Genomic DNA, 26490 nt, shown 5'->3' on the forward strand with positions numbered 1-26490 from the left:
GCGGGTTCAGTCCGCGATCAGTCCATGGCGGTCCAGCGCCAGTTCGGCCCGCAGGGCCAGCACCGGGCTGTCGGGCCAGAGCCGCACGAGCGGCAGTGCCACACCAGCGCGCTCGGCCTGTTCGGCCTGCTCGACAAAGCGCGGGGCATCGGGATCGAGCGTCAGCACCAGCGCCACGGGCCTGTCATGCACCGTCGGGAACGGCAGCAGCCCCACATTGCGCACCTCGATCAGCCCGGCCGTGTGCGGGGGCGGGCTGGCGATCAGCTGTCCGGCACGGTGGATCAGCGTCACGCCGTCGTCACCCACCAGCTGCGCGCCGCGATCGATCAGGGCCAGCGCCAGGCTGGACTTGCCGCTGCCCGGTGGCCCCTCGATCAGCACGGCGCGGCCCTGAATGGCGATGCAGTTGGCCTGGTGCAGCTGGCTCATTCCTCGTCCTCCTCGTCCAGCGAGGGCAGGTTTAGCGCGAGGCGGGCGCCGCCTAGCCCGTCAGTGCGGTCAGTGGCGATCAGCGTGCCGTCATGCGCTTCGGCAATCGTCCGGGCAATTGCCAGGCCCAGGCCGGAATGACTGCCGAAATCCTCGCCCGACGGGCGCAGCGAGTGAAACCGTTCGAACACCTTTTCGCGCGCGTCGGGCGGAATGCCGGGGCCTTCATCGGACACGGCCAGTTCGACCCGGTCGTACAGGTGCTCCACCGTCACATCGACATGTCCCCCCGGTGGCGAAAACGACACCGCATTGTCGAGCAGGTTTTCCAGTACCCGCACCAGCCGTGCGGGATCGCCCGGAACGTCCCACGGGCCGGTATCAACCGGGGTGACCGTGACCCGGCAGGTGCCGTTACCGCCGCGCTCCATCCGGGCCCGCACCAGTCCCTCGGCCAATGCCAGCAGATCCACCGGCACGAACTGGGTGCGGCTCAGTTCCGCGTCGATCCGGCTGGCTTCGGCAATCTCGGTCACCAGCCGGTCGATCCGGCGCACATCGTGCGCGGCAATCGCGGTCAGCTCGCGGCGCAGCTGCGCATCATCGACCTTCTCCAGCGTTTCCAGCGCGCTGCGCAGGCTGGCCAACGGGTTCTTGATCTCGTGGGCAACATCGGCGGCGAAGGCTTCCACCCCGTCGATCCGGCGGCGCAATGCGGTGGTCATGTCGGAAATCGCGCGGGCGAGCAGGCCGATCTCGTCGCGCCGTTCGGGCAGGCGCGGCACCACAACCTCGCGCTCGCGGCCCAATCGCACGCGTACGGCTGCGCGGACCAGCGTGCGCAGCGGCTGGACAATGGTCCGCGCCAGGAACAGCGACAACTGGATCGAGATGATCAGTGTCACCGCCAGCACGATGACCAGCGTCTGGCGGGCATCGCGGACCGACTGGGTGATATCGGTGGCGTTGCGGGTCGCCAGCAGCACTTCGCCGCGCGCACCGACCGTGGCGGCCGCATTGATCACGGGGGTTTCATCCGGCGCGGCGCGCTGGACCACGATGGTCTGGCCGGTTGCGACTGCTTGCAGGACTTCCGGCCAGGCGTCGGCGCGCTCTGCCGGCGGGTCGCGATAGGGTTCGAGCGGTGGCGTGCCGAGCAGGTAGTTCATCCCCGCATCGATCATCCGCGCGGCATGCTGGTACCAATCTTCCTGCGTGGGATCGACGAACGTGAAAGTCGGCCCGGCCAGTTCGAAGCTGTCGATCAGCAGCTTGCCCTTGGAATTGTAGAGCCTCAGCCGGAGGGCCTGATCGGTGCTGACCCGCTCGATCAGGGCGCGGCGACCGCCGATGGGCGTTTCGGCCAGGCCATCGGCAGTGATCTCCGCCTCGGTCCGGGCGAGCTGGAACCTCTCCGCCAGCAGCTGCTTGCGGTAACTGTCGAGGTAGAACAGGCTGCCCGCCATCAGCCCGAGCGCGATCACGTTCACCGCCAGGATGCGCGCGGTCAGCGATGTGCGCCGGGTCCAGAACAGCCGGACTGGTCCCGGCTCGCGCGGCAACCGTTCAGGCGACGTCCGTTCAGCCATCGGCGAAGGAATAGCCCGCGCCGTAAAGCGTCTCGATCGCGCCGAAGTCCGGATCGGCTGCGCGGAACTTACGGCGCAGGCGCTTGATGTGGCTGTCGATCGTGCGGTCGTCCACGAAGACGTCGTCGTTGTAGGCCGCATCCATCAACTGGTTGCGAGTCTTGATCACGCCGGGCCGCAGTGCCAGCGTTTCAAGGATCAGGAATTCGGTAACGGTCAGCGACACCGGCTTGCCATCCCAGGTCACCGCATGGCGCGCCGGGTCCATCAGCAGGCGGCCACGCCGGATCGCGTCCGGCTGACTGTCATGCGGCGGGGCTTCCACCTCGCTTCGGACCAGTTCGCTGCGTCGAAGGATCGCGCGGATCCGGGCGATCAGCAGGCGCTGGCTGAACGGCTTGGTGATATAATCGTCCGCACCCAGCGCGAGGCCCAGCGCCTCGTCCGGCTCTTCGTCCTTGCTGGTCAGGAAGATCACCGGCAGCGCGGATTTCTCGCGCAGCTTCTGCAGCAGTGCCAGTCCGTCCATGCGCGGCATCTTGATATCGCAGACGGCGAGGTCCGGCGGATTCTCCAGCAGTGCCTTCAGCGCGGTCGCCCCGTCGGAATAGACCCGCGTGGCGAACCCTTCGGCCTGGAGCCCGATCGACACCGTGGTCAGGATGTTGCGATCGTCGTCGACCAGCGCAATCGTCTGACGCGCGTCGGGCGCGGGCGCGGCGGCATCGGTCGGGGCAGGGGAGGCGGCGGCATCGACCATTGCGAACATTCGGCAGGATGTGAAGCGGGGCCAAAGGGTTAGCCGCTTGACGCGGTGCTGGCAATCGCCGCGACGGGGCATTCCGTTAAGCAATTGATTAGCCGGATAATTGGCCATTTCTCGTGCCAATTTGACGGAATCGCCGCAACCGACTATGCGCCCAACGACTCCTCTGCATACCTATGCACAGGACCGGGCGCGCGCGGGGTGTGCCCGACCCATGATTACGGAGATGACCTTGTCCGGTTCGCTTTCCTTCCCGCTTGAAAATCAGGGCATTACCACCAGCGCCACGATCTTTGCCAACCTGGGCACCGCGCCGCTGGTCGAACACGCGGTTCGCAACGGCGAGGGCGTGCTCTCGAAGGATGGCCCGCTGGTGGTCGAAACCGGCAAGCACACGGGGCGCAGCGCCAAGGACAAGTTCATCGTTCGTGATGGCGTCACCGAAAACACCGTGTGGTGGGGCAAGACCAATGTTTCGATGACTCCGGAACAGTTTGCCGCACTCAAGGCCGATTTCATGGCAGCGCTGGCTGAAAAGCAGACGCTCTACGTGGCCGATCTGTTCGGCGGTTCGCAGGTCGATCACCGCGTGAACGTGCGCGTCATCAACGAATTTGCGTGGCACAACCTGTTCATCCGCACGCTGTTGGTGCGCCCCGAAGCGGCTGATCTGGCCGAATTCGTGCCGGAATACACCATCATCGACCTGCCCAGCTTCCGGGCTGACCCGGCGCGTCACGGTTGCCGCACCGAAACCGTGATCGCGGTGAACTTCACCGAAAAGCTGATCCTGATCGGCGGCACGGCCTATGCGGGTGAAATGAAGAAGTCGGTGTTCGGCATCCTGAACTACCTGCTGCCGGCCAAGGGCGTGATGCCGATGCATTGCTCCGCCAATATCGGCGCGGACGGCAAGACGGCCGTGTTCTTCGGCCTGTCGGGCACTGGCAAGACCACGCTGTCGGCCGATGCCAGCCGCACGCTGATCGGCGATGACGAACATGGCTGGTCGGACACCGCCGTGTTCAACTTCGAAGGCGGCTGCTATGCCAAGATGATCCGCCTGTCGGCCGAAGCCGAACCGGAAATCTTCGCCACGACCAAGCGGTTCGGCACCGTGCTGGAAAACGTGGTGATCGATCCCGAAACCCGCGAAATCGACCTGGATGACAACAGCCTGGCCGAAAACAGCCGTGGTTCCTATCCGATCGACTTCATCCCGAACGCGTCGGAAGATAACCTGGGCCCGGTTCCGGCCAACCTGATCTTCCTGACGGCCGATGCCTATGGCGTCCTGCCGCCGATCGCGCGGCTGACGCCGGATCAGGCGATGTACCACTTCCTGTCGGGCTACACCGCGCGCGTCGCGGGCACCGAAATCGGCGTGACCGAACCGGAAGCGACCTTCTCGACCTGCTTTGGCGCGCCGTTCATGCCGCGTCATCCGTCGGTCTATGGCAACCTGCTGAAGGAACGCATCGCCAAGGGCGGCGTGAAGTGCTGGCTGGTCAATACCGGCTGGTCGGGCGGCAAGGCCACGATGGAAGGCATCAAGCGCATGCCGATCAAGGCCACCCGTGCCCTGCTCAACGCCGCGCTCGACGGCAGCCTGAACGATGCGCAGTTCACCAAGGATCCGAACTTCGGCTTTGAAGTTCCGGTCGCGGTGGACGGTGTCGACAGCAAGCTGCTCGATCCGCGCGGTGCCTGGGCCGATCCGGCGGAATACGACAAGACCGCGCGCGATTTGGTGAACAAGTTCATCGAGAACTTCGCCCAGTTTGCCGATCACGTCGATGCCAGCGTGCTGGAAGCGGCCCCCAAGGCAGCCTGATCCAGCCAACCGGTTGAACAGCGACAGCCCCGCCCAACGGCGGGGCTGTCTGCGTTTCGGGCGCGGGAATTTCCGTTTTCTCCTCAGGGTTTTGCGGGCATTGTTGCGGCTCCTTTGCAAATGGAGTCGCAATCATGGGTTTGCTTGATGGAATTCTGGGCCAGATGGCCGGAAACGTGGATATCGCAGCAATCGCCGGGCAAGTCGGCATCGCGCCGGAACTGGCGGAAAAGGCTGTCGCTGCACTGGGCAAGGCGCATGCCGAACCGGGCGACACGGTGGAGGCCGCTGCGGCCAGCACCGGGCTGGACGCCGGGGTCCTGGGGCAGATCGCCCAGCAACTGGGCGGCGAAGGCGGGTTGGGCCAGCTCAGCGGCCTGCTCAAGGACAATCCGCAACTGGCGGGCATCGCCGGCATGCTGGACCGCGATGGCGATGGCAATCCGATCAACGACGTGATGGGCATGGCCTCCAGCCTGTTCGGCAAGAAGTAACCGGTTCTGCCAGAATCGGACGGGCGCGGCCTCCGACTGGAAGCCGCGCCCGCCTTCGTTCCAGCGATCAGCCGCGTGGCGTGGCGGCGATGTATCGGTCCACGTTGATCGCCAGCACATCCAGCGGAACGTTCCCGCCGGTGATCACCGCATCGTTGAAATCGCGCAGGTCATAGGCGCTGCCCAATGCCTTTTGCGCGCGGGTGCGCTGGGCCAGGATTTCACCGTGGCCCATCTTGTAGCCGCAGGCCTGACCCGGCCAGCTGCAATAGCGGTCCACTTCCGGTGCGACATCGGCCAGGCTGGAGCCGTTGGTGGTAGCGAACCATTGCACCGCCTGTTCGCGGGTCCAGCGTTTGGCATGGAGGCCGGTATCGACCACCATCCGGCAGGCGCGAAAGGCGATGGATTGCAGGTAGCCCAGCTGTCCGACCGGATCGTCGGCATAGATGCCCAGTTCGTCCCCCAGCGTTTCGGAATAGAGCGCCCACCCTTCGGAATAGGCATTGAATGCCAACAGGGTGCGGATCAGCGGCAGGCGGTTGGCATATTCGCCCTGCCAGACGTGGCCGGGAATGCCCTCGTGGAACGCCAGCGTCGGCAGGCTGAAACGGCTGTGGCGGCCAGTGTCGCCCAGGTTCAGCCAGATCTTGCCGGGGATCGTCCCGTCGATCGAACCCGCCCCGCCATAGGCACCCGGCGCACCCGCTTCTTCGGCCGGGGGCAGGCGGCGGATTTCGAGGTTGCCCTTCACCAGCGTGTGAAACGCTTGCGGCAGCTTGGTGCGCATGGCCGCGATCTTGTCCTGCATCAGCGCAATGATTTCGGCGCGGCCCTTGTCATCGTTGCTGAAGGCAAAGCGCGGATCGTTGCCCAGTGCGGTCATGCGTTCGCCCACGGTGCCGCTGGTATAGCCAAGGCCGCGCAGGATCGGATCCATCCGGCCTTGCAGTTCGGCCAGTTGCTCCAGCCCCATGCGGTGCACTTCATCGGGCGTATGGCGGGTCGTGGTGCTGGCGCGCAGACCCCAGGCGTACCATTCGTCCCCGCGCGGGCGCGCCCATAGACCGGCGGCGTCACTGGCGCGGGCGCGCTGGGCCTTGAGTTCGGCCAGCTGCCGTTCCAGCGCGGCGGCGACCGGGCCGGTTGCGATGGATTTCGCGCGGCGCTCCCACTCACCGGGGATAGTGGCGGTACGGCGCACCAGCGATTGCACGATGTCACCCCCGGCGCGGGCATCGGCCAGGGTGTGCTCCATCTGCCGGATCGCCTTGTCGAGCAGGAACGACGGCGCGATCGCACCGATCCGCCCGGCGCTGGCCAGCCGTTCCAGCTCTCCATCCAGTTGGCTGGGCATTGCGGCCAGACGCGCCAGATAGGCTTCCGCATCGGCAGCATCGCGGACCGGGTGATCCCCGTCGAGAAAACGCGGCGTATCGAGATAGGCGCCGACATTCTGGATCACGACATAGGGCGTGTTGCGCCAGCCGCCGACCGCGACATCGCCATAGGGCAGGGCAAAGCCATCCAGTGCCACGCCGAATGCGCTCTTGACCACGGCCAGGCTGGTGCGCGTGGCGTGATCCAGCGCGGAAGGATCGATGCCTTGCACTTGCGCCAGCCCCTTGCGCAGCAGCGCGACGATGGCGCTTTGCCCGGAGGGTGAGCGGTCTCCCAGCAGACTGCGCAGATCTGCGTGCGCACCGGTGTCGATCCCCAATGAAGTCGCCCCTTCCGGCGAGAGACGCAGCAGATCCCAGGCGAGCGTGTCGAGCAGGGCGGCGGCATCGGCCGGAGGCGGGGCAGCGGCCAGCCGAGCGCCTGCGCACCCATGCAGTGCGAGCGCCGCCGAACCCGTTCCAATCAGCGAAAGCGCCTTGCGGCGCGTCAGGGAAATGCTTGTCATGGCGGGGAAACTGCGTCGGTCGCGGGGCTGTGTCAAATTCGAACACGGTTAACACCGACCAAATAAGGGGCTGGCGCGCGATGGGAAAAGTAAGGTAAACATTTACCCCAGAGGGTCTGATATCGGGTCGCACCGAGGAGAGCCCCGCACATGGCGGAAATGGTTGTTCTGGATATGCTGCGAAGAAGCGGCGGCATCAATGCTGTCGCCAATCAGCTTGGCATTCCGCCGGCCACGGCCATGGCCGGAACCGAGGCATTGATTCCCGCGATCATCGGCGGTTTCCGTAAATCGAGCGAGACGGCAGGCGGCGGTGAGATCGGCCTGGGCGCCATGGTGTCGATGCTGGGCGGGCTGGGCGGCGGCACGCTGGCGGCGAACGTGCTGGGTCCCGATGAAACCGAAGTGGATCGGGGCAACGCGGTGCTGGGCCAGATCTTCGGCTCGAAGGAGGTCAGCCGGTCGGTTGCGGCCGATGCGGCCAGCCGCACCGGCATCGATCCCGCAATTCTGAAAAAGATGCTGCCGCTGCTGACGATGCTGGTGGGGGGTTACTTTTCCGCGCGCGCAGGCGGAAGCGGTGCGCAAGGGAGCGGCGGGCTGGGCGACATCGGCTCGATCCTCGGCGCAACTTCCGATCCTTCGGCCGATTTCGGCCATCACGGCGGCGGTGTGCTGGGCGGCCTGGGGCGCCTGCTGGATATCGATGGCGATGGCAACGCGCTGGACGACATCCTGAACCTGACGGGCAGGAACGTCGAATGATGAATGCGGTGCTCTCGTTGCTGGTGCTGGCAGTGCTCATCCTGCCGTTGCTGGCGCTCACGATGTGGCGGCGTGGCGCGCGTCAGCAGGCCGTGCTGATGGTGGTGCTCGCGCTGGTGGCGGCGGTCAACGTCGGGATCTGGACATTGCCGGACGCTGCCGGAAACGCTCCGGCAGGTCAGGTTCCGCAATAAGCCGGGCGGCTTACTTGATCGGGCAATCCGGTGCGAGGCGCATGTCGAGGTAGTTGTCGACCGAGCGCATCAGGTCATCCATTTCATTTTCGAAGAAATGGTTCGCACGGGGAATTTCCTCGTGATGGATGGTGATGTGCTTTTGCGTGCGCAGCTTGTCGACCAGCTTTTGCACGGCGCCGGGAGTCACCACCGTATCGCCCGCGCCCTGCACGATGATGCCCGAGGACGGGCACGGTGCGAGGAAGCTGAAGTCATACATGTTGGCCGGCGGCGCGACCGAGATGAAGCCGCGGATTTCCGGGCGGCGCATCAGCAACTGCATGCCGATCAGCGCGCCGAACGAATAGCCCGCGATCCAGGTCGTGCTGGCTTCGGGGTGGATCGACTGCACCCAGTCGAGCGCGGCGGCGGCATCGGACAGTTCGCCGATCCCGTTGTCAAAGCTGCCCTGGCTGCGGCCGACGCCGCGAAAGTTGAAACGCAGCGTCGCGAACCCGCGCGCGACAAAGGTCTTGTACATCGCCTGGGTGATGCGATCGTTCATGGTGCCGCCCGCCTGCGGGTGCGGGTGCAGGATCATCGCCACGGGCGCGCGCGGACGCGAAGCGGGCTGGAACCGGCCTTCAAGGCGACCTTCGGGACCGGGGAAAATCACTGAGGGCATAGACTGGCACCTGCTCTTGTGGGGCCCCCGCCGCGGCGTCCGTCGATAAAGCGGCGTGCCGGACCGGTTTGGGCTGTGATCGGGAGAGAGGCGCTATATAGAAACGCATCTGTCAAAAGCAACTTTTCCGAGCATGAGCGCCGATTCCCTTTATCTTGACCACGCCGCGACCACGCCGCTGCTGCCCGCGGCGCGCGATGCGCTGCTGCATGGCTTTGCGATCTGGGCCAATCCATCCAGTCCGCACGGGCCCGGCCGGGCCGCACGCGCCGCGCTGGAGGATGCCCGCGCGCGGCTGAAGGCGGCGCTGCACTGGGACGGCGAAGTGATTTTCACCAGCGGGGCGAGCGAGGCACTGGCGCTGGCGATCAGCCGCTGCGTCCAGCCGCTGGCGGGCGTTTCGGTGGTGGAACACGAGGCAGTGCTGCGCCATGCGGGCGATGCGGCGCGGATCGTGGTCGATGGGCTGGGGCTGGTCGATCCGGCCGCCTGCGCGCTGCCGGGGCTGGTCGCGGTCCAGCAGGTCAACAACGAAACCGGAGTAATGCAGCCGCTGGAGGCGATTGCGGCTGCGGTGCGCGGGGCGGGCGGCTTGTTGCTCGCCGACGCGGCGCAAGGGGCGGGCAAGCTGGCGCTGCCGGATGCCGACCTGATCGCGCTGTCGGCGCACAAGTTTGGCGGGCCGATTGGCGTGGGTGCGCTGCTGGTGCGGGACTGGGCGCTGCTGCGGCCCACCGGCGGGCAGGAGCGTGGCTATCGCGGCGGGACGGAGAACCTGCCCGGCGTGCTGGCGATGGTCGCCGCACTGGAAGCCGGGGCGGACTGGCTGGATCGCGCGGTTGAACTGCGGGACCGGCTGGACAGCGCGATCACGGCGGCAGGCGGCAGCTCGATTGCCGAGGGAACCGCGCGGGTGCCGTCCATCGCCGCCTACCGGATGGCGGGCAAATCGGCCAACGCGCAACTGATCCGGTTCGACGGCATGGGCATCGCGGTATCGGCGGGCAGTGCCTGCTCGTCTGGCTCGCTGCGCACCAGTCATGTGCTGGAGGCCATGGGCATCGCGGGTGCGAACGAGGTCATCCGCGTCAGCATCGGGCGCGAGACGACGGAGGCGGATATCGACCGGTTTATCGCCGCCTGGCAGCAGGTGGCCGGATGACCTACCTCGATTATCAGGCGACCACGCCGCTGGCCCCTGAAGCGCGCGCGGCGATGCTGCGCTGGCTGGCGGATGACGGCTTTGCCAACCCGCACAGTGCGCACCGGCCCGGCCGCGCGGCGGCGGCGGCGGTCGAAGTGGCGCGCGAACAGGTCGCGGCGCTGTTTCCGCCGGGCGGCAAAGTGGTGTTCACCGGCAGCGCGACCGAGGCGCTCAATCTGGCGATCCGGGGCGGGCCCTATGGTCCGGCCGCCGTCTCCGCGATCGAGCACGCGGCGGTGCGCGATACGGCGCGGTGGTTTGGTGAGGACTTTGAACTGCCGGTCGGCGCTGACGGCGTGATTGATCCGGAAGTACCGTTCCCGGATGAGGCCAAGCTGATCGCCGTGATGCAAGTCAACAACGAAATCGGCACGATCCAGCCAGTTGCACGACTGGCCGAGCGGGCGAAGGCGGCAGGCGCGCTGTTCCTGTGCGATGCGGTGCAGGGCGCGGGCAAGATCGCGCCGCCCGCCGGGGCAGACCTGATCGCGGTGTCCGCGCACAAGCTCTATGGGCCCAAGGGGATCGGTGCGCTGTGGGTGCGGGATGGGGTGCACCTGTCGCCGGTCATTCTGGGCGGCGGACAGGAGGGCGGCTTGCGCTCTGGCACGCTTTCGCCTGCGCTCTGCGCCGGGTTCGGGGCGGCGGCGGCCTTGTCGCTGGAGCGCATGGAACAGGACGCCGCCCATGTCGAAACGCTGTGGACCGCCGCGCGCGACGTCCTCTCGCGCTGGACGCTCAACGGCAGCGCGGAGCAGCGCTGGCATGGCAACCTCAACCTGCGGCTCGATGGGCTGGATGTGGGCCGGCTGATGAGCGAGTGCCGCACCATCGCCTTTTCCGCCGGATCGGCCTGCGCCAGCGGCTCTGGCCGCCCCAGCCACGTGCTGGCCGCACTGGGCCTCAGCGCGGCGCAGGCGAAGAATTCGATCCGCTTGGGTTTCGGGCGCTATACGACTAGGGATGAACTTATCGAGGCTTGCCGCACGCTGGATGCCGCAGCCCGCACACAAGGGGTGTAAGGGTGAAAGTCACGTTCATCACGGCGCAGGGCGACAAGGTCGAGGCGAGCGCCGCCGTGGGCGATTGCCTGCTCGACGTGGCGCAGAACGTCGACATGCCGCTGGAAGGCACCTGCGAGGGGCAGATGGCCTGCTCCACCTGCCACGTCATCATCGCGCCAGACTGGTTCGGCAAACTGCCCCGCGCCAGCGAGGACGAGGAGGATATGCTCGATCTGGCTGCCGGGGTGACCCGCACCAGCCGGCTGTCGTGCCAGATCACGCTGACCGAGGACATGGACGGGCTGGAAGTGCGAATTCCGGGGGAAAGCCGGGATATGCAGCGCCGCTGACCCTTGGCGCGCCGATTCCGTGCCTGCTAGAGCGTTCCCGATATGGCCATAGACACCACCGAACCCGATCCGTTTGACGCCATCGTCGATGCGCCGTTCGATGCGGCGCTGTCCGAGCGGTATCTGGTCTATGCGCTCTCCACCATTACCGCGCGCTCGCTGCCCGATCTGCGTGACGGGTTGAAGCCGGTCCATCGCCGCCTGCTCTGGGCGATGCGGCAGCTGAAGCTGGACCCCAGCCAGGCGTTCAAGAAATCCGCCCGCGTGGTGGGGGACGTGATCGGCAAGTATCACCCGCACGGCGATGCCTCGGTCTATGACGCGATGGTCCGCCTCGCGCAGGATTTCAGCCTGCGCTATCCGCTCGTCGAAGGGCAGGGGAACTTCGGCAATATCGATGGCGATAATGCCGCCGCCTATCGCTACACCGAAGCGCGGCTGACCAAGACCGCGATCCAGCTGATGGCCGGGCTGGACGAAGGCACCGTCAACTTCATTCCGACCTACAACGGCGAAGAGGAAGAGCCGGAGATTTTCCCGGGTCTGTTCCCCAACCTGCTGGCCAACGGCTCCAGCGGGATCGCGGTGGGCATGGCAACATCGATCCCCAGCCACAACGTTGCCGAAATCATCGATGCGACGCTGCTGCTGATCGACAATCCGCACGTCGAGCACGCGCAATTGATGGAAGTGTTCCACGGCCCGGATTTCGCGACCGGCGGCGTGGTGGTGGATAGCCCGGCGGCGATTTCGCACGCCTATGAAACCGGCAAGGGCGCAATCCGCGTGCGCGGGCGGTTTTCGACGGGCCGCGAAGCTGATGGCAGCTGGGAGCCGACCGGCATCGAGAAGCTGGGCGGCGGGCAGTGGCAGCTGGTGATCAGCGAGATCCCCTACATGCTGCAAAAGGGTAAGCTGATCGAACAGGTCGCGCAGCTGATCGCGGACAAGAAGCTGCCGATCCTTGAGGATATCCGCGACGAATCCGATGAACAGATCCGGCTGGTGTTCGTGCCGAAAAGCCGCAACATCGATCCGGAACTGCTCAAGGAATCGCTCTACAAGCTGACCGATCTGGAAAGCCGGTTTTCGCTCAACCTGAACGTGCTGGATGCCACCCGTACCCCCGGCGTGCTGGGGCTGAAGCTGTTGCTGCAGGAATGGGTGATCGCCCAGATCGACATCCTGCTGCGCCGCAGCCAGCACCGGCTGGACAAGATCGCCGCGCGGCTGGAACTGCTCCAGGGCTATATCATCGCCTACCTCAACCTGGACCGGATCATCGAGATCATCCGGACCGAGGATGAGCCCAAGCCGGTGATGATGGCCGAATTCCAGCTGACCGACCGGCAGGCCGAAGCGATCCTCAACATGCGGCTGCGCAGTTTGCGCAAGCTGGAGGAAATGGAACTGCGCCGCGAGTTCGACGAACTGGTGGCCGAGCAGGAGGAACTGCAAAAGCTGCTCGACAGTCCGGCCCGCCAGCGCACCCGGCTGAAGCGCGATCTGGCGACCCTGCGCAAGGACTATGCCGAGGACACGGCGCTTGGCCGCCGCCGCACCACCATTGCCGAAGCCGCACCGACGGTGGAATTCAGCATGGACGCGATGATCGAGAAGGCGCCGGTCACGGTGATCCTGTCGGCCAAGGGCTGGATTCGCGGGGCCAGCGGGCATGAGCCGCTGGACAAGGAATTCAAGTTCAAGGAAGGCGACGGCCCGGCCTTCACCATTCACGCCCAGACCACCGACAAGCTGCTGATCGCCTGCGACAATGGCCGCTTCTATACGCTGGGGGCCGACAAGCTGCCCTCCGCGCGCGGGTTTGGCGAGCCAATCCGCACGATGCTGGACATCGACGCCAGCGCGCAGATCGTGGCTCTGATCCCCTACAGGCCCAAGGGGCAGCTGCTGCTCGCCAGTAACATCGGACGCGGGTTCGTGGCGGAAATGGACGAATTGCTCGCCGAAACCCGCAAGGGCCGGGGGGTGATGACGACCAAGCCGGGCGTCCGGCTGACCGTGGTGCGCGAAGTCCCGGCGGAGCACGATCACATCGCCGTGGTCGGTGACAACCGCAAGCTGGTGGTCTTCGCGCTGTCGGAAATGCCGGTGCTGGCCAAGGGGCAGGGCGTAACCCTGCAACGCTACCGCGACGGCGGCCTGTCTGACGCGATCACGCTGCGGCTGGAAGATGGCCTCAGCTGGGCCATGGGCGGCGAAACCGGCCGCACCCGCACCGAAAAGGACGTGGTAATGTGGAAAGTTGCGCGCGGGGCGGCGGGGCGGATGCCGCCTACCGGCTTCCCGCGCGACAACAAGTTCTGATCGTTAGCTGGCAGGAGCAGCGGCGGTTTTCGCCAGCGCATCCTGCAGTTGCTGGCTGGTGATTCGAAGCACCGGGCCCTGATCGTCCGCGCTGAACAGGTCACGGTTCAGGGAAAAGGTCTGAGATGACCCGTCGATCACGATCGTCCCATCCTCGTTGACGGTCTTGATCGTGCCGACGCTAACGCCGTCCGCGCCGCGCAGCGCGTTTCCGGCGACCAATGCGGCATCCAGCTTGGCCTTTGCCTGCTGGTTTGCGGCTTCGATGGCCTCATCCAGTTGCGCCTTGGTGTAACCGATCACCGGGCCGTTGGCCCCCTTGGCAAACGAAGCGCCATTCAGTGCAGCGGCGTTTTTCCCGGTGTTGATGGTGACGATATCGCCATCGATCCGCTCGACCTTGCCCACTTCGTTGCCTTGCGGACCATAGACGGTGACGCCTACCGACACCCCGGCAGCGGCGATGCTCTGCGCCTGGGCGGAAACCGACAGTCCGGCGAGTGCCATGACACCCATGACAACTGCATTCCTGAACTTCATCAAATCTGTCCTTCCCGTTGTTGTGGTATGGACGGATTTGCTTGCGGTGGATGATGCGGAGGATCAACGCAAAGGGCGGTAGACCGGGCCTCAGGTCGGATAGGCTGTGCCGCAAAGGGCCGCCTTCGCCTCAGGTAAGCAGCTCGGAAAGAATTGTCTCCACACGAGCGGCATCGGGGAAACTTTCTTCTACCCAGCGGGTCTCCACAGTGCGTAAAATGCGGGCGACGTCTGGTCCTGCGCCAACCCCGCGCGCGACGATGTCGCCGCCTTTTAGCGGGAAGGTCGGGATGTCCCAGCCGTTGAGCGCCCCGGTGTCCGCTCCGGTCAGGAGCAAGCGGTCCAGCGCACCTTCCCGGCCGAGGCGATAGGCGAGGGCGCGGGCGTCCGGTTCCGCACCGCCACGCCCGGCGGCGAGGGTCAGGCGTTTTTTCTGGGCGCCGGACAGGCGGAAGCGGCTGGCGACTTTTTCGGCCAGGGCCGGATCGGCAGGCAGCAGGGCGGCGAGGCGGCGGATCGCGTCGGGGGCGATGCCTTGGTGCGCTTCTTGCGCGACCAGCGCGGCCAGCGCAGCGGGATCGGCTTCGGGCAGGACCACCGGCAGCACCGCCAATTCTGCCATGCGCTGCACGGTCGGCGCGGGGTCGGGCAGGCCCAGCAGGTTGAGCATTTCCATCCCCACCCGCTCACGCGACAAGCCCTTCAGCGTGGCGGCAAGGTCAGTGCAGGCGCTTTCCGCTTCGGTATCGGCGGGCTGGCTGCCGAACCGCGCCTGAAACCGGAAATAGCGCAAGATCCGCAAGTGATCCTCGCGAATGCGCTGGCGGGCATCGCCGATGAAGCGCAGGCGGCGCGCGGAAAGGTCGGCCAGCCCGCCGAACCAGTCAAACACTGCGCCGCTGGCCGGATCGGCATAGAGGGCGTTGATCGTGAAATCGCGGCGGGCGGCATCGTCCTGCCACTCCGTCGCGAAGGCCACGGTGGCGCGGCGGCCGTCGGTGGAGACGTCATGCCGCAGCGTGGTGATTTCCACCGGCCCGCCCGGCAGGATCGCGGTGACGGTGCCGTGCTCGATTCCGGTCGGCACGCTGCGGATTTGCGCGGCGTTCAGCCGGTCGATCACTTCGGCGGGGACCAGCGGCGTGGCGATGTCGATATCCTTGACCGCGATGCCCAGCAGCGTGTCGCGCACCGCCCCGCCAACATAGCGCGCGTTGCCCGCCCCCAGCGCGGCAATCAGCGCGGCGAGGTCTTCGCGCTGCATCCAGTCGGCGCTCAGCACTTCAGCCATGCCAGTCGATCCTTTGGGCCAAATTGGCGATGATCCCGGCGGTGACGCCCCAGATGCGGTGTTCCTGCCACATGATCTCGATATAGCGCCGCTCCGCACCTTGCCAGAAGGCTGAATGATGGGTGTGATTGGCGGGATCGAACACGAAGTCGACCGGCGCCTCGAACCATTTCGCCACTTCGGTCGGGCTGGGGCTCAGCCTGATGTCGGGCGGGACCACCGCGATGACCGGCGTGATCGCATAGCCACTGCCGGTGCGATAGACGTCGCTGGGGCCGATTACGGTCACGTCGCGCTCGTGGATGCCCAGTTCCTCATAGGCTTCGCGCAAGGCGGCCTCGACGGGCGTTTCGCCGGGGTCGATCTTGCCGCCGGGGAACGCGACCTGGCCGGGGTGTGAGCGCATGTTGCTGGGGCGGTGGATCAGCAGGAAGCCGGGGCGGTCATCCCGCTCGGTAATCGCGGCGAGCACGGCGGCGGGGCGCAATTCGTGGTCGGGGCGGTTGACCTCGCTGCGCACATCCAGCGCACGGGCGTGGCCCTCGGCATGGAGCCGTTCGAGCCGGGCAATCAGGCTCATGCCGACGGCACCAGCGAAAACCGCGCGCCCTGGCTGGTCAGGCACAAGTCGTCGCCCGCCAGTTCGACCAGTTGCAGCCAGGTGCTGCGGTTGATCCGCGCTTCCACGCCGTGGCGGACCAGCAGATAGAGCGCGGGGGTTTCCGCGTCGCCGCGCGCGGTCAGCGGATTGTCCGGCCCGGCCAGCACGATTTCATCGGTATTGAGCCGGAACGCCAGCGCGCCGTCCTGTTCGCTGACATCGGTGGCGATGAACGCGGCGTCCTCTACCGCAATGGCCTGTTTCTCGAACGGGGTGACCAGCCAGTGCTGCCCGGCCTGATCGCGCCACAGCAGGCTGGCAAAGGTGCGGACCATCGCCGGGCGGCGGATTTCCCCGCCGTCGTGGAACCAGCGCCCATCGGCCTTGATGACCATCAGGCTGTCGCTGACGGCCTGCGGTTGCCATTGCTCCACCGGCGGCAGCTTGCGCGCGGCCACCAGCGCGGCGATTTCCGGCAGGGACAGCGTGGCAAGGTCGGGCGGCGGAACGTAAGGCATCGCAGTGCCGATGCCAGATCAGTTCACCCGCGCCAAGGGCCCAGAATGCCGTCATGGGGGAGGACGGCGGGATTGTCGCACCGCACCAGCAGGCGGCGCTGCTCAAACGGGCCGGGCAGCTTCCATCCGCCGGTATAGGCGTTGGTGAAGCCCCAGAACCGGCCATAGTATTCCGGATCGCCGATCATCACTTGCGGTAGCGGGGCGTTGGGGCTGAGCGCGGCGAGGCTGGCGGTCATCAGCGCCTTGCCATAGCCCGCGCCCTGCGTCTCTGGCAGCACGGCGACCGGGCCGACCATGATCATCGGATGCGCCTTGCCATCCGGGGTATTGAGCGCGACCGGCCAGCACTGGATCGTGCCAACCAGGTGTTCATCGGCGTCAAGCGCGGCGAAGGACAGCGTGGGCAGCCAGTCCATCCCCTCGCGCACCTTGTAGGCGGTTCGCTGTTGCCGCCCCGGTTCGAACGCGCGGTCCAGCAGGTCTTCGATCCATTGCGGATCGACCTGATCGAGCGGAATGAGGGCGGGCGTAGTCATCGGCGCGGGCGGATAGGACGCCCGCGCCGCAATGTCGATGTATTTTACCGCGCGCCTGCCTTTGGGGGCTTGGAAAGCCGCAGCATCCGCGCGTCCTTGCCGTCCTCCAGCAGCCAGATCGCGCCGTCCGGGGCCTGCTCGATTTCGCGGATGCGCTTGTCCATCGGATGGCGGGCAACCTCGCGGGCGGATTCGCCCTCTACGGCCACGCGCACGACGCCGGTGTTCTTCGCCAGCCCCGCGATCAGCGCCTGTCCGCGCCATTCGGGGAACATCTTGCCGGTGTAGAAGATCATGTTGCCCGGCGCGATCACCGGGGTCCAGCCGAGCGCGGCCTTCGCAAAGTCGGGCCGGGTTGCGGGGCGGGGGATGACCTTGCCGTCGTAATGATCGCCGTCGGACACCAGCGGCCAGCCATAATTCTGCGCGGGCTTCACCAGGTTGAGCTCGTCCCCGCCAGCCGGGCCGTGTTCCAGGTCCCACAGCTGGCCCTTGGTATCGAACGCGAGACCCAGAATGTTGCGGTGGCCGAGCGACCAGATTTCGGCATTCACGCCGCCCTTGTCCGCGAAAGGATTGCCGGGGGCGGGCTTGCCATCGGGCAGCAGGCGCAGGACTTTGCCGAGGTTGGTGTCCATGTCCTGCGCGGGCGTCATCTTCTGCCGGTCGCCCGATGCCACGAACAGGTACTTGCCATCGGGCGAGAACGCCAGGCGGTGCGAATAATGCCCGCGGCCCGTCACCTTGGGGGCCTGCCGCCAGATCACTTCCAGCCCTTCCAGCCGGGGGGCACCGCCGCGCACCAGCTTGGCCCGGCCCACGGCCGCGCCGCGCGTGTCGCCTTCGCCCGCTTCGGCCCAGCTGAGATAGACCAAGCCGGACTTGGCAAAATCGGGGGAAAGGATCACATCGCCCAAGCCGCCCTGACCGGCATAGGCCACCGCCGGAGCCCCGGCGACGTTCAGCACTTGCGCCCCGTCCCACAGCTTCAGCTGGCCGGACTTTTCGGTCACCAGCGCTTCCTTGCCGCCGGGCAGGAACGCCATCGCCCAAGGTTCGTTGAACCGGGCCACTTCGCTGATCGTGAACGTGGCTGACGTTTCCGCAGGGGCAGCGGGCGGGCTATCCCCAGCGACCGAGGGGCCGCAGCTTGCGATGAACAGGGCGAGGGGCGAAAGAGCGGTGAGGAGCTGTCTGGTCATGTCGCGCTACATCGGTGTTCCCGTGCCCTTTGCCAAGCACCCGTCCGACCGATTGGTGATCGGCGTCGACGAAGCGGGGCGCGGCCCGCTGGCCGGGCCGGTCGTTGCGGCGGCCTGCGTGCTGGGTGTGGCCGCGCCTGATGGGTTGGACGATTCCAAGAAGCTCTCCGCCAAGCGCCGCGCCATGCTGGAACCGCTGATTGCGCAAAGCTGCGGCTGGTCGCTGGGCGTGGTCGAGGCGGACGAGATCGACCGGATCAACATCTTTGCCGCCACCATGCTGGCGATGACCCGCGCGGTCGGCGCGCTGGTAGAGGCGCTTGGGGCAGAGCCGGACGAAGTGCTGATCGACGGCAACAAGACCCCGGCGGGCCGCGTGCCGGAATGGCGCTGGGCGGCGCGGGCGATCGTGGGCGGCGACGCGCTGGAGCCCTGCATTTCGGCCGCCTCGATCCTCGCCAAGGAACACCGCGACCGCGTGATGCGCGCCCATGCGCAAGTCTGGCCGCACTACGGCTGGGACCGCAATGCGGGTTACGGCACCGCCGAACATCTAGCTGCGCTGCGGAATCATGGCCCAACCCCGATCCACCGCCACAGCTTTGCCCCGGTGGCGCAACTGGTGTTGATTTAGGGAGCGCTGAGGTTTTCCCAAACCGTCACCCCGGACTTGATCCGGGCTCCCGCTACCTTCCCTTGCGGCTCCAAAAGCGGGATCCCGGATCAAGTCCGGGATGACGGAAGGGGGCAGGAAGGGGATTCCTTGCATCATGTGCGGTAGGCGGCAGGACAGATTTTTTCACTTTGAGTCCGCCGCGCCACACCCCCTAGATGTTGACCCCCGCTGGCCGCGCAAGACTCCATATCCTGTGCGGGACTCGTTCTGTTCCGCTTTTCCACACCCTCTCAATCCTACGAATCCCCAGGATTCCTGCGGAGTCGCGACTTGACGTCAGAGTCCAAATGACTCACCCTGTGGATAACTTATGGGGGTTTGATACGGTTTTATGGGTCAGTTGCTGGTTGGTGAAAAGGCGCGTCTGCGCGCCGTAAAGGAAGTTGCGCGCCCGGATCTGCCGCTGGGCCGGATCCTCGATGGTGACTGCATCGAGGCGATGCGCAGCCTGCCTGACGCCTGCGTCGACATGATCTTTGCCGATCCGCCCTATAACCTGCAACTGGGCGGTGATCTGTCGCGTCCGGACGGCAGCCATGTCGATGCGGTGACCGATCACTGGGACCAGTTCGACAGCTTTGCCGCCTATGACAAGTTCAGCCGCGAATGGCTGACCGAGGCGCGGCGCGTGCTGAAGCCCAATGGTTCGCTGTGGGTGATCGGCAGCTATCACAACATCTTCCGCCTCGGCGCGATGTTGCAGGACATGGGGTTCTGGATCCTCAACGACATCGTCTGGCGCAAGGCCAACCCGATGCCGAACTTCAAGGGCACCCGCTTTACCAACGCGCACGAGACACTGATCTGGTGCTCGATGGGCGAGAAGGCGAAATACACCTTCAACTACCGCGCGATGAAGACGCTGAACGATGAATTGCAGATGCGGTCGGACTGGGTGCTGCCGATCTGCGGCGGGCAGGAGCGGCTGAAGAAGGAAGGCCACAAGGTCCACCCGACGCAAAAGCCCGAGGCGCTGCTGTACCGCGTGATGCTGGCCACCACCAACAAGGGCGACGTGGTGCTGGACCCGTTCTTCGGCACCGGCACGACCGGCGCGGTGGCCAAGCGGCTGGGCCGTGAATGGATCGGTTGTGAGCGGGAAAGCATCTATCGCGAAGCTGCGCTGGAACGGATCGAGCTGGCCCTGCCGCTGGACGAATCCGCGATCACCACGATGCAAAGCCCCAAGGCCGCGCCCAAGGTGGCGTTCGGCACGCTGGTGGAAACCGGGATGATCGCGCCGGGCACCGTGTTGATGGACAAGAAGCGCCGGATGCGCGCGACGGTGCGGGCCGATGGTTCGCTGGCGGCTGGGGCAGAAACCGGCTCGATCCATGGGCTAGGCGCCAAGCTGCAAGGCGCGCCTTCGTGCAATGGCTGGACGTTCTGGCACATCGAGCATCAGGGCGAATTCAAGCCGGTTGACGCGCTGCGCCAGCTTTACCTGCTCGCCACCGAGGATTGATCCGGTCCAGCGTCATGCCGAAACCGGTTCGGCGTGACGGAAATTGCGGTATGGGCAGACCATGACCATTTCCTATTACCTCCGCCCCATCGCCCTGGCTGAATCCCCGCAAAGCGAGGAGGGCGCGGCGGTGCGGTTGGCGGGCGGAATGGTCTATGCCAGCCGGTTCGCCCTGATCGGGCGCGCGGGCGGCAAAGTGGTTTCGCGCGAACGCTATGGTGCGCGCGAACTGGAAGCGGCTTTGGCGGACTTGCCCGATGCGGTGCGCGAACAGTGGGACAACTTGCGCCGCGCCCACGCACCGCTGCAATGCGGTGCGCGCACGGTGCGGCTGGACCAGCCGCAGGTCATGGGCATCCTCAACGTCACGCCGGACAGTTTTTCCGATGGCGGCCAGTTCATGGACGATCCGGCGGTCGCCAACGCCCATGCCTCGGCCATGCTGGAGGCGGGCGCGGCGCTGATTGATGTTGGCGGCGAAAGCACCCGTCCTGGCGCGGCGGCGGTGTGGGAAGGCGATGAGCTGAAGCGGGTGGTCCCGGCGGTCGAGCGACTGGCGGCGATGGGCGCGGCGATCAGCGTCGACACCCGCCGCCCCGGTGTGATGGAGGCCGCGCTGGCGGCGGGCGCGCATATCATCAACGACGTTTCCGCGCTGCGTCACGATCCGCGCAGCCTGGAATTTGCCGCGCGCAGCGGCGCGCCAGTGGTGCTGATGCATGCGCCCGGCGAAGGCGAGGATCTGCACGGATCGGGCGATTACGCCGATGTGGTGCTGGACGTGTTCGACTGGCTGGCCGCGCGGCGCGACGCCGCGCTGGCGGCGGGTATAGCGCGGGACCGGATCGTGCTCGATCCCGGCATCGGCTTTGGCAAGTCGCTGGCTGACAACCTGGCGCTGATGAACGCGCTGCCGCTGTTCCACGCGCTGGGCCAGCCGCTGCTGCTGGGGGCCAGCCGCAAGCGGATGATCGGCGCGCTCTCGAACGAGGCCCCGGCGCATCAGCGCGTGGCGGGCAGCGTGGCGCTGGCGCTGAAAGGCATGGACGCGGGCGTGCAATTGCTGCGCGTGCATGACGTGCCGGAAACCATGCAAGCCCTGCGCGTGTGGCGCGGCCTGCGTGATGCGGCGCTGACCGATTTCAGCCAGTTGCCGCCGCTCTAGCCCGGCGAGGCGGCCGATCCGGCCAGCAGGCCGCCGTCGATATTGAACTCCGCCCCGGTCACGTATCCCGCCTCGTCCGAGGCGAGCATGACCGCGATGGCGGCGACTTCCTGCGGCAGGCCGAAGCGTTTCAGCGGGGTATCGGCGACGAATGCCGCCATCCGCTCTGCCCGGTCCGGCCCATCGCCCAGCATCGGCTCCCACATCTCGGTCAGGATCGCGGCGGGATGGATGGAATTGCAGCGGATCTGCCAGCCTTGCTGTGCGCAATAGAGCGCGACCGATTTGGTGTGATTGCGCACCGCCGCCTTGGAACTGGCATAGGCCGCCGCGCCGGGAATGCCGACCAGCCCGGAGCGGGACGAAATGTTGATGATCGCGCCTGCGCGCCTGCCTTTCATCGCGCCGATGGCAAAGCGGCAGCCCAGGAACGTGCCGTCAAGGTTGGTGGCATGGACCGCGCGCCAATCCGCCAGACTGGCGTGTTCGGGATCGTGCGGGCCGGGCGATTCCTCGAACCCGGTGATCCCGGCATTGTTGACCACGACGTCGGCGATCGGAACGGCAGCGGCCAGCGCGGTCCAGTCCGCTTCGCTGCGGACGTCGAGCGGCAGGAACCGGCAGCCGATTTCTGCCGCTGTGGCTGTTCCGCCCGCGCGGTCGATATCGGTCAGGACCACATCGCCTCCTTCTGCCGCAAAGGCCGCGCAAATCGCCTTGCCGATCCCGCGCGCGCCGCCGGTGACGACGCAGGTCTTGCCAGCCAGCCGGGTCATTGTCCGGCCGTATCCTTGCTTCCGCGTGCCAGCCGGATCGCGGCGAAGGCGAGGATCGCCGTGCCCAACAGCAGCACGCCCCACAGCGCCAGCTTGCGCAGGTCAAACGGGCTGTCTGGTTCTGGCGCGACGGCAATCGGCGCGGGCTTTTGGCCCGAAACATCGACCCGCGCGACGGGCAGCGGACCAGCCTTGCGCAGTGCTTCCGGGATTAGCTCCCCGATATCGAGATAGCGCGGCGCGGCGGCCTTGGCCCCGACGGCCAGCGTATAGGGCGGGGCGGCATTGAACGCGGCGACGAGCTCGACCCGGTCGAGCAGCAGCTCCACTTTCGGCGCGGCGGAAAAGCCCGCGCTGCGCCGGTCCGCGACGATCTGGTATTCGCGCCACGGCCCTTGCATCAGGTCGATCACCGTGCCCGCGCTGTCCTGCCGCAGGGTTGCGGCGGCGAGCATGGTCCAGGGTTGTTCGGCGTTGGTGCGGGCGTAAACTTCCACCGGCAGAACGCCGTCCGGCCCGGTCTGCACCAGCCGGAGCGCGGCCAGCGGCGCGGCGAAGGGCACGTCGAAGCGGGCGTGATGCTCATCCGCCAGCTTCAACCCGTGGCTGGCGACGACCGCGCGCGGCAAGGGCGCGGTGCGCGCGGTGGTCACGGTGACCCCGCGCAGGCTTGCGCCGCTCTCCGCATCCCAATCGGCCCGTAAATACCGGTCCTTCAGGCTGACGCCGGGCAGGGCCAGCACGCTGCCGCCCAGGCTGGGTGCGCCGGGGGCGGGGCTGAACAGCACGCGTTCGGCCAGCGGCTCCCATGTTTTCAGGTCCGCGCTGGAACTGAGCCGGACAGTCGTGGCGCGGCGATCATCCAGCGTGACGTCAAGCGCGATGCCGACCACCGGATCGCTCACCGCGCGCGTGTCGATCAGGCTGGCGCTGAGCGCATCTTCCGCCTGCGCCGCCCCGCCGATGGTGACGACGCGCGCCGTCCCGTTGTCCTCGATCCGGATCGCCGCGCCGGGGGCGGTGAGGCTGGCTTCCGCGCCGCGCAGCGTCATCGCGCCAAGGGTTACGGACCGGCGCTCCTCATCCGCGCCGCCGCCCAGCGCGAGCGACAGGGGCTTGCCGCGCCCGTCATAGATCCGCACGTCCCCCAGGTCTGCGCGCTGGATCACGACAAGGGCCTGTTCCGGCAGGATCACGCGCTGCACGGTTCCGCCGGCCGCCGGTTCAACCGCCAGCCGCGCCGCGAACTGGTCGGGCCGGGTTGGGTCGGGCGCCTCCGCGCCATCGCACGCTGCGGCGGTCAGGGCGAGCAGAGCGATGCTCAGGCGGCGGATCATGCGGTGTGCTCCTTCGTGTCCTCACGCTGGCGCGGGGGCAGGGGAACGAAATAGCCGATCGCCAGCATCAGTCCGCCGACCCCCATGAACGAAAGAATCCGCGCCAGCCCTTCGACCTTCGACATATCCAGCAGCAACAGCTTGGCCACCACCGCCGCGAGTAGCGCCGCGCCGGTCAGCCACAGCACCCGCGCGCCGCTGCGCTTGGCGTAGAGCATCAGCGCCATCGCCAGCAGCGTCCACAGGATCGAGATGCCGGTCTGCACCGTGCCGTTGGCGGCAAGGTCTGGTCCTGTCCAGGGGATTTCCAGCCAGTGATGCGCACTGCGCAGCCAGATGGCGTTGATCCAGCCGAACGCGATCAGCCCGGTCATGATCACCGGCACTTCGCTCAGCAGCGGCTCTGCCCCGGCGGGCGGATGTGCGGCGCTGGCGACCATCCGCCGCCACAGTGCCAGCGCGGCGAGTGCCAGCGCGACCGACAGGTCGACAGGGTTGAGCAGCGGCAGGTAGGGCAGCGGATCGGTAACCCCTTTGGCCAGCACGGCGGCAAAGGCGGCCCCGGCCAGTGCCAGCACGGCCAAAGGCACCGCCGCATTCCACCAATAGGCAGCCGCGTTGGGGTGCAGCGGCCAGTGCAAGCCGTTCGCCTGCCCCAGCGGCGCGGCGCGCCCGGCCCAACGGGTCAGTGCGAACAGCGCGGCGGTGACGCTGACGAGGAAGATCACTCCCGCCCAAGATGTATCCCACAACCGCGCGCGGTCGATCCCCAGTTGCAGGCTTTCCGCGAGCATGGCCGCCAGCAGCCACACGCCGCCCGCGTGAAGGGTGGAACGGATCTTCGTGATGCCGTGCCCGGTGTCCGCGTCCTGCCGCTTCAGCAGCCACGCGTGGATACCCAGCGCCAGCAGCCAGCCTGCCAGATCGGGCAGATAGAGCACGTGCCGCCCCAGCCCGACCGACACCAGAAAGCACACCCACAGCAGCGGCAGGCTGAGCCGCGCGGGCCAGGTGGCCACGGCCCAGTCCTTGCGCCGGGCGAACCAGTCAGCCAGCGCCATCGCGCCCAGCAGCGCCAGCAGGATCAGCAGCAGTTGCTCATGCGGGGCAAAGACGAATGCCGGGTAATCTGCGCTGGTCGCGGCAGGCAGCTTGCGTGTTACTTCTCGCACCAGCGCCAGCGCGGCAAAGCCGAACCCGGCGAGGAACCACGGCTTGCCCAGGAGCGCCTCATCCCGGGCATAGCGCAGCGCGAGCGCCGAGCCGGAGTGAGGCAGGGGCTGGCGCAGCCACCATGCGGTCAGCAGTAACGGCACGGCCACCATTGCCGGACCGACGAAGCCGTTGTGGCCAAATGGCCAGGCCGAGACGTTGGCGTCGAGCGTGGTCAGCACGATCAGCGCTGCCACCCCTTGCAGGGCCAGCCCGAACAGTCGCGGCATCCACCGGGCCTGCCGCGCGCCGACCCAGAACGCCCCGGCGCCTTCCAGCGCCCACGCGGCAGAGGTCCACTTGGCGTCCAGCGCCAGCGGGATCGCCAGCGTCACGAACCCGACGCCGATGGCCAGCAGGCATTCGCTGAGCAGCCGCATCTCGTCCCGCCGCTTGTGCAGGGCAAACGCGGTGACCCCCAGATAGGCTGCGCCGAACGCCAGCGCGGCAAAGGCGCTGCCATATTCGAAATTCCTGACGAGGCCGACCTGCAATCCGAACCCGACCAGCGCGGGGCCGAACAGCAGCGTCGAATCCGCCGCGTTGCCCAGCTTGCCGGGGGTATTGTGAGCATAGAGCAGCGCCATCGCCAGGTAGACCGCGATGGTCAGCGCCAGGAACAGCTGGCACGTCAGATAGTGTTGATCGGCATAGCTGCTCAGCCCCCACAGCCCTGCCAGCGAGAACGTGGCAAAGAACCCCAGCAGGTTGAGCGGACGCCAGCTTTTCTTCCACGCGATCACCAGGATCGCGAGGTTGAGCACGGTGATATACGTGAACAGTGGCACCGGGGTCTTGCTTTCCCCGCCCAGCAGCACCGGCACGGCAAAGCCGCCCAGAAATGCGGCCAGCGCCATCGCCTGCGAATTCTGCAGGATCGCCAGCGCGCAGCCCAGCGCCGCAAACACGATCATGAAGCCGAACGCGGCGGGTGGCGGCATGACTTCATAGAGCCGGGCGGCGGCGAACACGGTGAGGTACATCACCGCCACGCCCGCCCCTTGCAGCGAGAGGCCAAAACCGGGCTTCTCGATCCGCTTGCGGAAGCCGAACGCCAGCAGCCCCGCGCCAATCGCGCCGACCGTCGCCAGCCGCGCCTCGATCGGGAACAGTCCGGCGTTCGCGACCAGCCGGACCAGGAACGTCAGCCCGACGAACAGGATCACCAGCCCGACCCGGACGATGGTGTTGCCGCCCAGCAGCCAGCCCTGCGCCTTGGCGAACAGCTCGCCGACGGGGAGGGTAGGGGCGGCGGATGGGGCGGGGGCGGACGGAGCGATCACTTGTGCCGCAGGCGTTTCGGCGGGCTTGCGCCGGGGCACGGTAGCCTCAGCTTCCGCTACCTTCGGCGCTGCCGACTGGGTCCACGGTGATGCCGAACGCTGAGAGGATGGGGCAAGAGGCGCAGCCGTGGGGGCGCGTTCCGGATCCCGTGCGGAAAGCTCCAGTCCGGCCATGCGCCGGTCAACCTCACGGGTGATGGCTTCCTGCACGACATGCTTGAGCCAGGCGCCCATCGCGGCACCCAGCAAGCCGCCGGTCACGATGCCGCCGAAGTCGAACTGGCTGAAGCCCAGCAGCACGCCGGCGATTGTGGCCCACCAGATCATCATCGCCCCTCAAACGATTGAACCG

General features: G+C 66.9%; 25 protein-coding genes. 11 read left to right on the forward strand and 14 right to left on the reverse strand.

Translation table 11 applies throughout. The features are described from left to right. Positions 1–6: 6 nt before the first annotated feature. The 3 genes from IE113_RS10510 to IE113_RS10520 are packed head-to-tail and all read right to left on the reverse strand — an operon-like array spanning position 7 to position 2781. On the reverse strand, positions 7–432 hold the full coding sequence (locus IE113_RS10510) for an HPr kinase/phosphorylase (RefSeq protein WP_189541180.1): 426 nt from the start codon (positions 430–432) through the stop codon (positions 7–9). Beyond that, positions 429–2021 (reverse strand): sensor histidine kinase, encoded by a 1593-nt coding sequence (locus tag IE113_RS10515; protein WP_189541182.1) that lies wholly within the window; start codon positions 2019–2021, stop codon positions 429–431. The genes IE113_RS10510 and IE113_RS10515 overlap by 4 nt, the downstream gene beginning before the upstream one ends. Next, a complete protein-coding gene (locus IE113_RS10520) occupies positions 2014–2781 on the reverse strand; it encodes a response regulator transcription factor (RefSeq protein ID WP_189541388.1) in 768 nt (255 codons plus the stop codon). The genes IE113_RS10515 and IE113_RS10520 overlap by 8 nt, the downstream gene beginning before the upstream one ends. Positions 2782–3013: 232 nt before the next feature. On the opposite strand from IE113_RS10520, the gene IE113_RS10525 reads away from it, so the two are divergent. Together IE113_RS10525 and IE113_RS10530 are read left to right on the forward strand one after the other, a co-directional pair. Then, positions 3014–4621, forward strand: coding sequence for a phosphoenolpyruvate carboxykinase (locus IE113_RS10525; protein WP_189541184.1), 1608 nt, complete (start codon positions 3014–3016; stop codon positions 4619–4621). A 176-nt stretch (positions 4622–4797) separates the two neighbouring features. Further along, positions 4798–5115 (forward strand): hypothetical protein, encoded by a 318-nt coding sequence (locus tag IE113_RS10530; RefSeq protein WP_308430058.1) that lies wholly within the window; start codon positions 4798–4800, stop codon positions 5113–5115. A gap of 67 nt (positions 5116–5182) precedes the next feature. Here the strand turns inward: IE113_RS10530 and IE113_RS10535 are convergent, their stop codons facing one another. Then, a complete protein-coding gene (locus tag IE113_RS10535) occupies positions 5183–7021 on the reverse strand; it encodes a DUF885 domain-containing protein (RefSeq protein WP_189541187.1) in 1839 nt (612 codons plus the stop codon). Positions 7022–7171: 150 nt separating this feature from the next. Here IE113_RS10535 and IE113_RS10540 point away from each other — a divergent pair, with 150 nt between their 5' ends. Together IE113_RS10540 and IE113_RS10545 are read left to right on the forward strand one after the other, a co-directional pair. Continuing rightward, positions 7172–7786, forward strand: a complete 615-nt coding sequence (locus IE113_RS10540; RefSeq protein ID WP_229822276.1) for a DUF937 domain-containing protein — start codon at positions 7172–7174, stop codon at positions 7784–7786. Further along, positions 7783–7980 (forward strand): hypothetical protein, encoded by a 198-nt coding sequence (locus IE113_RS10545; protein ID WP_308430059.1) that lies wholly within the window; start codon positions 7783–7785, stop codon positions 7978–7980. Before IE113_RS10540 ends, IE113_RS10545 begins: the two co-directional genes overlap by 4 nt. Positions 7981–7990: 10 nt before the next feature. Here IE113_RS10545 and IE113_RS10550 read toward each other — a convergent pair whose 3' ends face one another. Continuing rightward, entirely contained in the window at positions 7991–8647 is a 657-nt protein-coding gene (locus tag IE113_RS10550; RefSeq protein ID WP_189541189.1) for an alpha/beta hydrolase, read from the reverse strand. Positions 8648–8780: 133 nt separating this feature from the next. Here IE113_RS10550 and IE113_RS10555 point away from each other — a divergent pair, with 133 nt between their 5' ends. Genes IE113_RS10555 through parC form a run of 4 tightly spaced genes read left to right on the forward strand, consistent with a single transcriptional unit; the run spans position 8781 to position 13533 of the window. Then, the gene (locus IE113_RS10555; protein ID WP_189541191.1) at positions 8781–9809 is read left to right on the forward strand and encodes a cysteine desulfurase family protein; all 1029 of its coding nucleotides are present in this window, start codon (positions 8781–8783) and stop codon (positions 9807–9809) included. Next, the gene (locus tag IE113_RS10560) at positions 9806–10873 is read left to right on the forward strand and encodes a cysteine desulfurase family protein (RefSeq protein WP_189541193.1); all 1068 of its coding nucleotides are present in this window, start codon (positions 9806–9808) and stop codon (positions 10871–10873) included. Before IE113_RS10555 ends, IE113_RS10560 begins: the two co-directional genes overlap by 4 nt. A gap of 2 nt (positions 10874–10875) precedes the next feature. Beyond that, positions 10876–11205: a 2Fe-2S iron-sulfur cluster-binding protein gene (locus IE113_RS10565; RefSeq protein ID WP_189541195.1), complete on the forward strand. Its 330-nt coding sequence runs from the start codon at positions 10876–10878 to the stop codon at positions 11203–11205. 42 nt (positions 11206–11247) lie between these two features. Then, positions 11248–13533: a DNA topoisomerase IV subunit A gene (parC, locus tag IE113_RS10570; RefSeq protein WP_189541197.1), complete on the forward strand. Its 2286-nt coding sequence runs from the start codon at positions 11248–11250 to the stop codon at positions 13531–13533. A 3-nt stretch (positions 13534–13536) separates the two neighbouring features. Here the strand turns inward: parC and IE113_RS10575 are convergent, their stop codons facing one another. The 6 genes from IE113_RS10575 to IE113_RS10600 all read right to left on the reverse strand — a co-directional run bounded on the left by IE113_RS10575 (position 13537) and on the right by IE113_RS10600 (position 18224). After that, complete coding sequence (locus IE113_RS10575; RefSeq protein ID WP_189541199.1) at positions 13537–14049, reverse strand: hypothetical protein; 513 nt, start codon at positions 14047–14049, stop codon at positions 13537–13539. Between the two features lie 154 nt (positions 14050–14203). Then, complete coding sequence (locus IE113_RS10580) at positions 14204–15364, reverse strand: CCA tRNA nucleotidyltransferase (RefSeq protein ID WP_189541201.1); 1161 nt, start codon at positions 15362–15364, stop codon at positions 14204–14206. Further along, the gene (locus tag IE113_RS10585; protein ID WP_189541202.1) at positions 15357–15944 is read right to left on the reverse strand and encodes a CoA pyrophosphatase; all 588 of its coding nucleotides are present in this window, start codon (positions 15942–15944) and stop codon (positions 15357–15359) included. The genes IE113_RS10580 and IE113_RS10585 overlap by 8 nt, the downstream gene beginning before the upstream one ends. Further along, complete coding sequence (locus IE113_RS10590) at positions 15941–16483, reverse strand: DUF1285 domain-containing protein (protein ID WP_189541204.1); 543 nt, start codon at positions 16481–16483, stop codon at positions 15941–15943. The genes IE113_RS10585 and IE113_RS10590 overlap by 4 nt, the downstream gene beginning before the upstream one ends. 23 nt (positions 16484–16506) lie before the next feature. Next, positions 16507–17022 carry a GNAT family N-acetyltransferase gene (locus IE113_RS10595; protein WP_189541206.1) on the reverse strand — a complete coding sequence of 172 codons (516 nt, stop codon included), beginning with the start codon at positions 17020–17022 and terminating at the stop codon, positions 16507–16509. Positions 17023–17066: 44 nt separating this feature from the next. Beyond that, the gene (locus tag IE113_RS10600; protein WP_189541208.1) at positions 17067–18224 is read right to left on the reverse strand and encodes a PQQ-dependent sugar dehydrogenase; all 1158 of its coding nucleotides are present in this window, start codon (positions 18222–18224) and stop codon (positions 17067–17069) included. On the opposite strand from IE113_RS10600, the gene rnhB reads away from it, so the two are divergent. From rnhB to folP, 3 genes are all read left to right on the forward strand, one after another. Then, entirely contained in the window at positions 18223–18858 is a 636-nt protein-coding gene (gene rnhB / locus IE113_RS10605; RefSeq protein ID WP_189541210.1) for a ribonuclease HII, read from the forward strand. The two genes, IE113_RS10600 and rnhB, sit on opposite strands and share 2 nt — an antisense overlap. Before the next feature lie 373 nt (positions 18859–19231). Then, the gene (locus IE113_RS10610) at positions 19232–20365 is read left to right on the forward strand and encodes a site-specific DNA-methyltransferase (RefSeq protein ID WP_189541213.1); all 1134 of its coding nucleotides are present in this window, start codon (positions 19232–19234) and stop codon (positions 20363–20365) included. A 61-nt stretch (positions 20366–20426) separates the two neighbouring features. Continuing rightward, the gene (gene folP, locus IE113_RS10615) at positions 20427–21530 is read left to right on the forward strand and encodes a dihydropteroate synthase (RefSeq protein ID WP_189541215.1); all 1104 of its coding nucleotides are present in this window, start codon (positions 20427–20429) and stop codon (positions 21528–21530) included. Here the strand turns inward: folP and IE113_RS10620 are convergent. From IE113_RS10620 to IE113_RS10630, 3 genes are read right to left on the reverse strand one after another with little or no spacing between them, the layout of a single operon-like run. Continuing rightward, positions 21527–22306 carry an SDR family oxidoreductase gene (locus IE113_RS10620; RefSeq protein ID WP_189541217.1) on the reverse strand — a complete coding sequence of 260 codons (780 nt, stop codon included), beginning with the start codon at positions 22304–22306 and terminating at the stop codon, positions 21527–21529. The genes folP and IE113_RS10620 overlap by 4 nt on opposite strands. Then, positions 22303–23643, reverse strand: coding sequence for a DUF3999 family protein (locus tag IE113_RS10625; protein WP_189541219.1), 1341 nt, complete (start codon positions 23641–23643; stop codon positions 22303–22305). Before IE113_RS10625 ends, IE113_RS10620 begins: the two co-directional genes overlap by 4 nt. After that, on the reverse strand, positions 23640–26465 hold the full coding sequence (locus IE113_RS10630) for a DUF2339 domain-containing protein (protein ID WP_189541221.1): 2826 nt from the start codon (positions 26463–26465) through the stop codon (positions 23640–23642). Before IE113_RS10630 ends, IE113_RS10625 begins: the two co-directional genes overlap by 4 nt. Positions 26466–26490 lie beyond the last annotated feature (25 nt).

Source organism: Novosphingobium arvoryzae, assembly GCF_014652615.1.
Classification (GTDB): domain Bacteria; phylum Pseudomonadota; class Alphaproteobacteria; order Sphingomonadales; family Sphingomonadaceae; genus Novosphingobium; species Novosphingobium arvoryzae.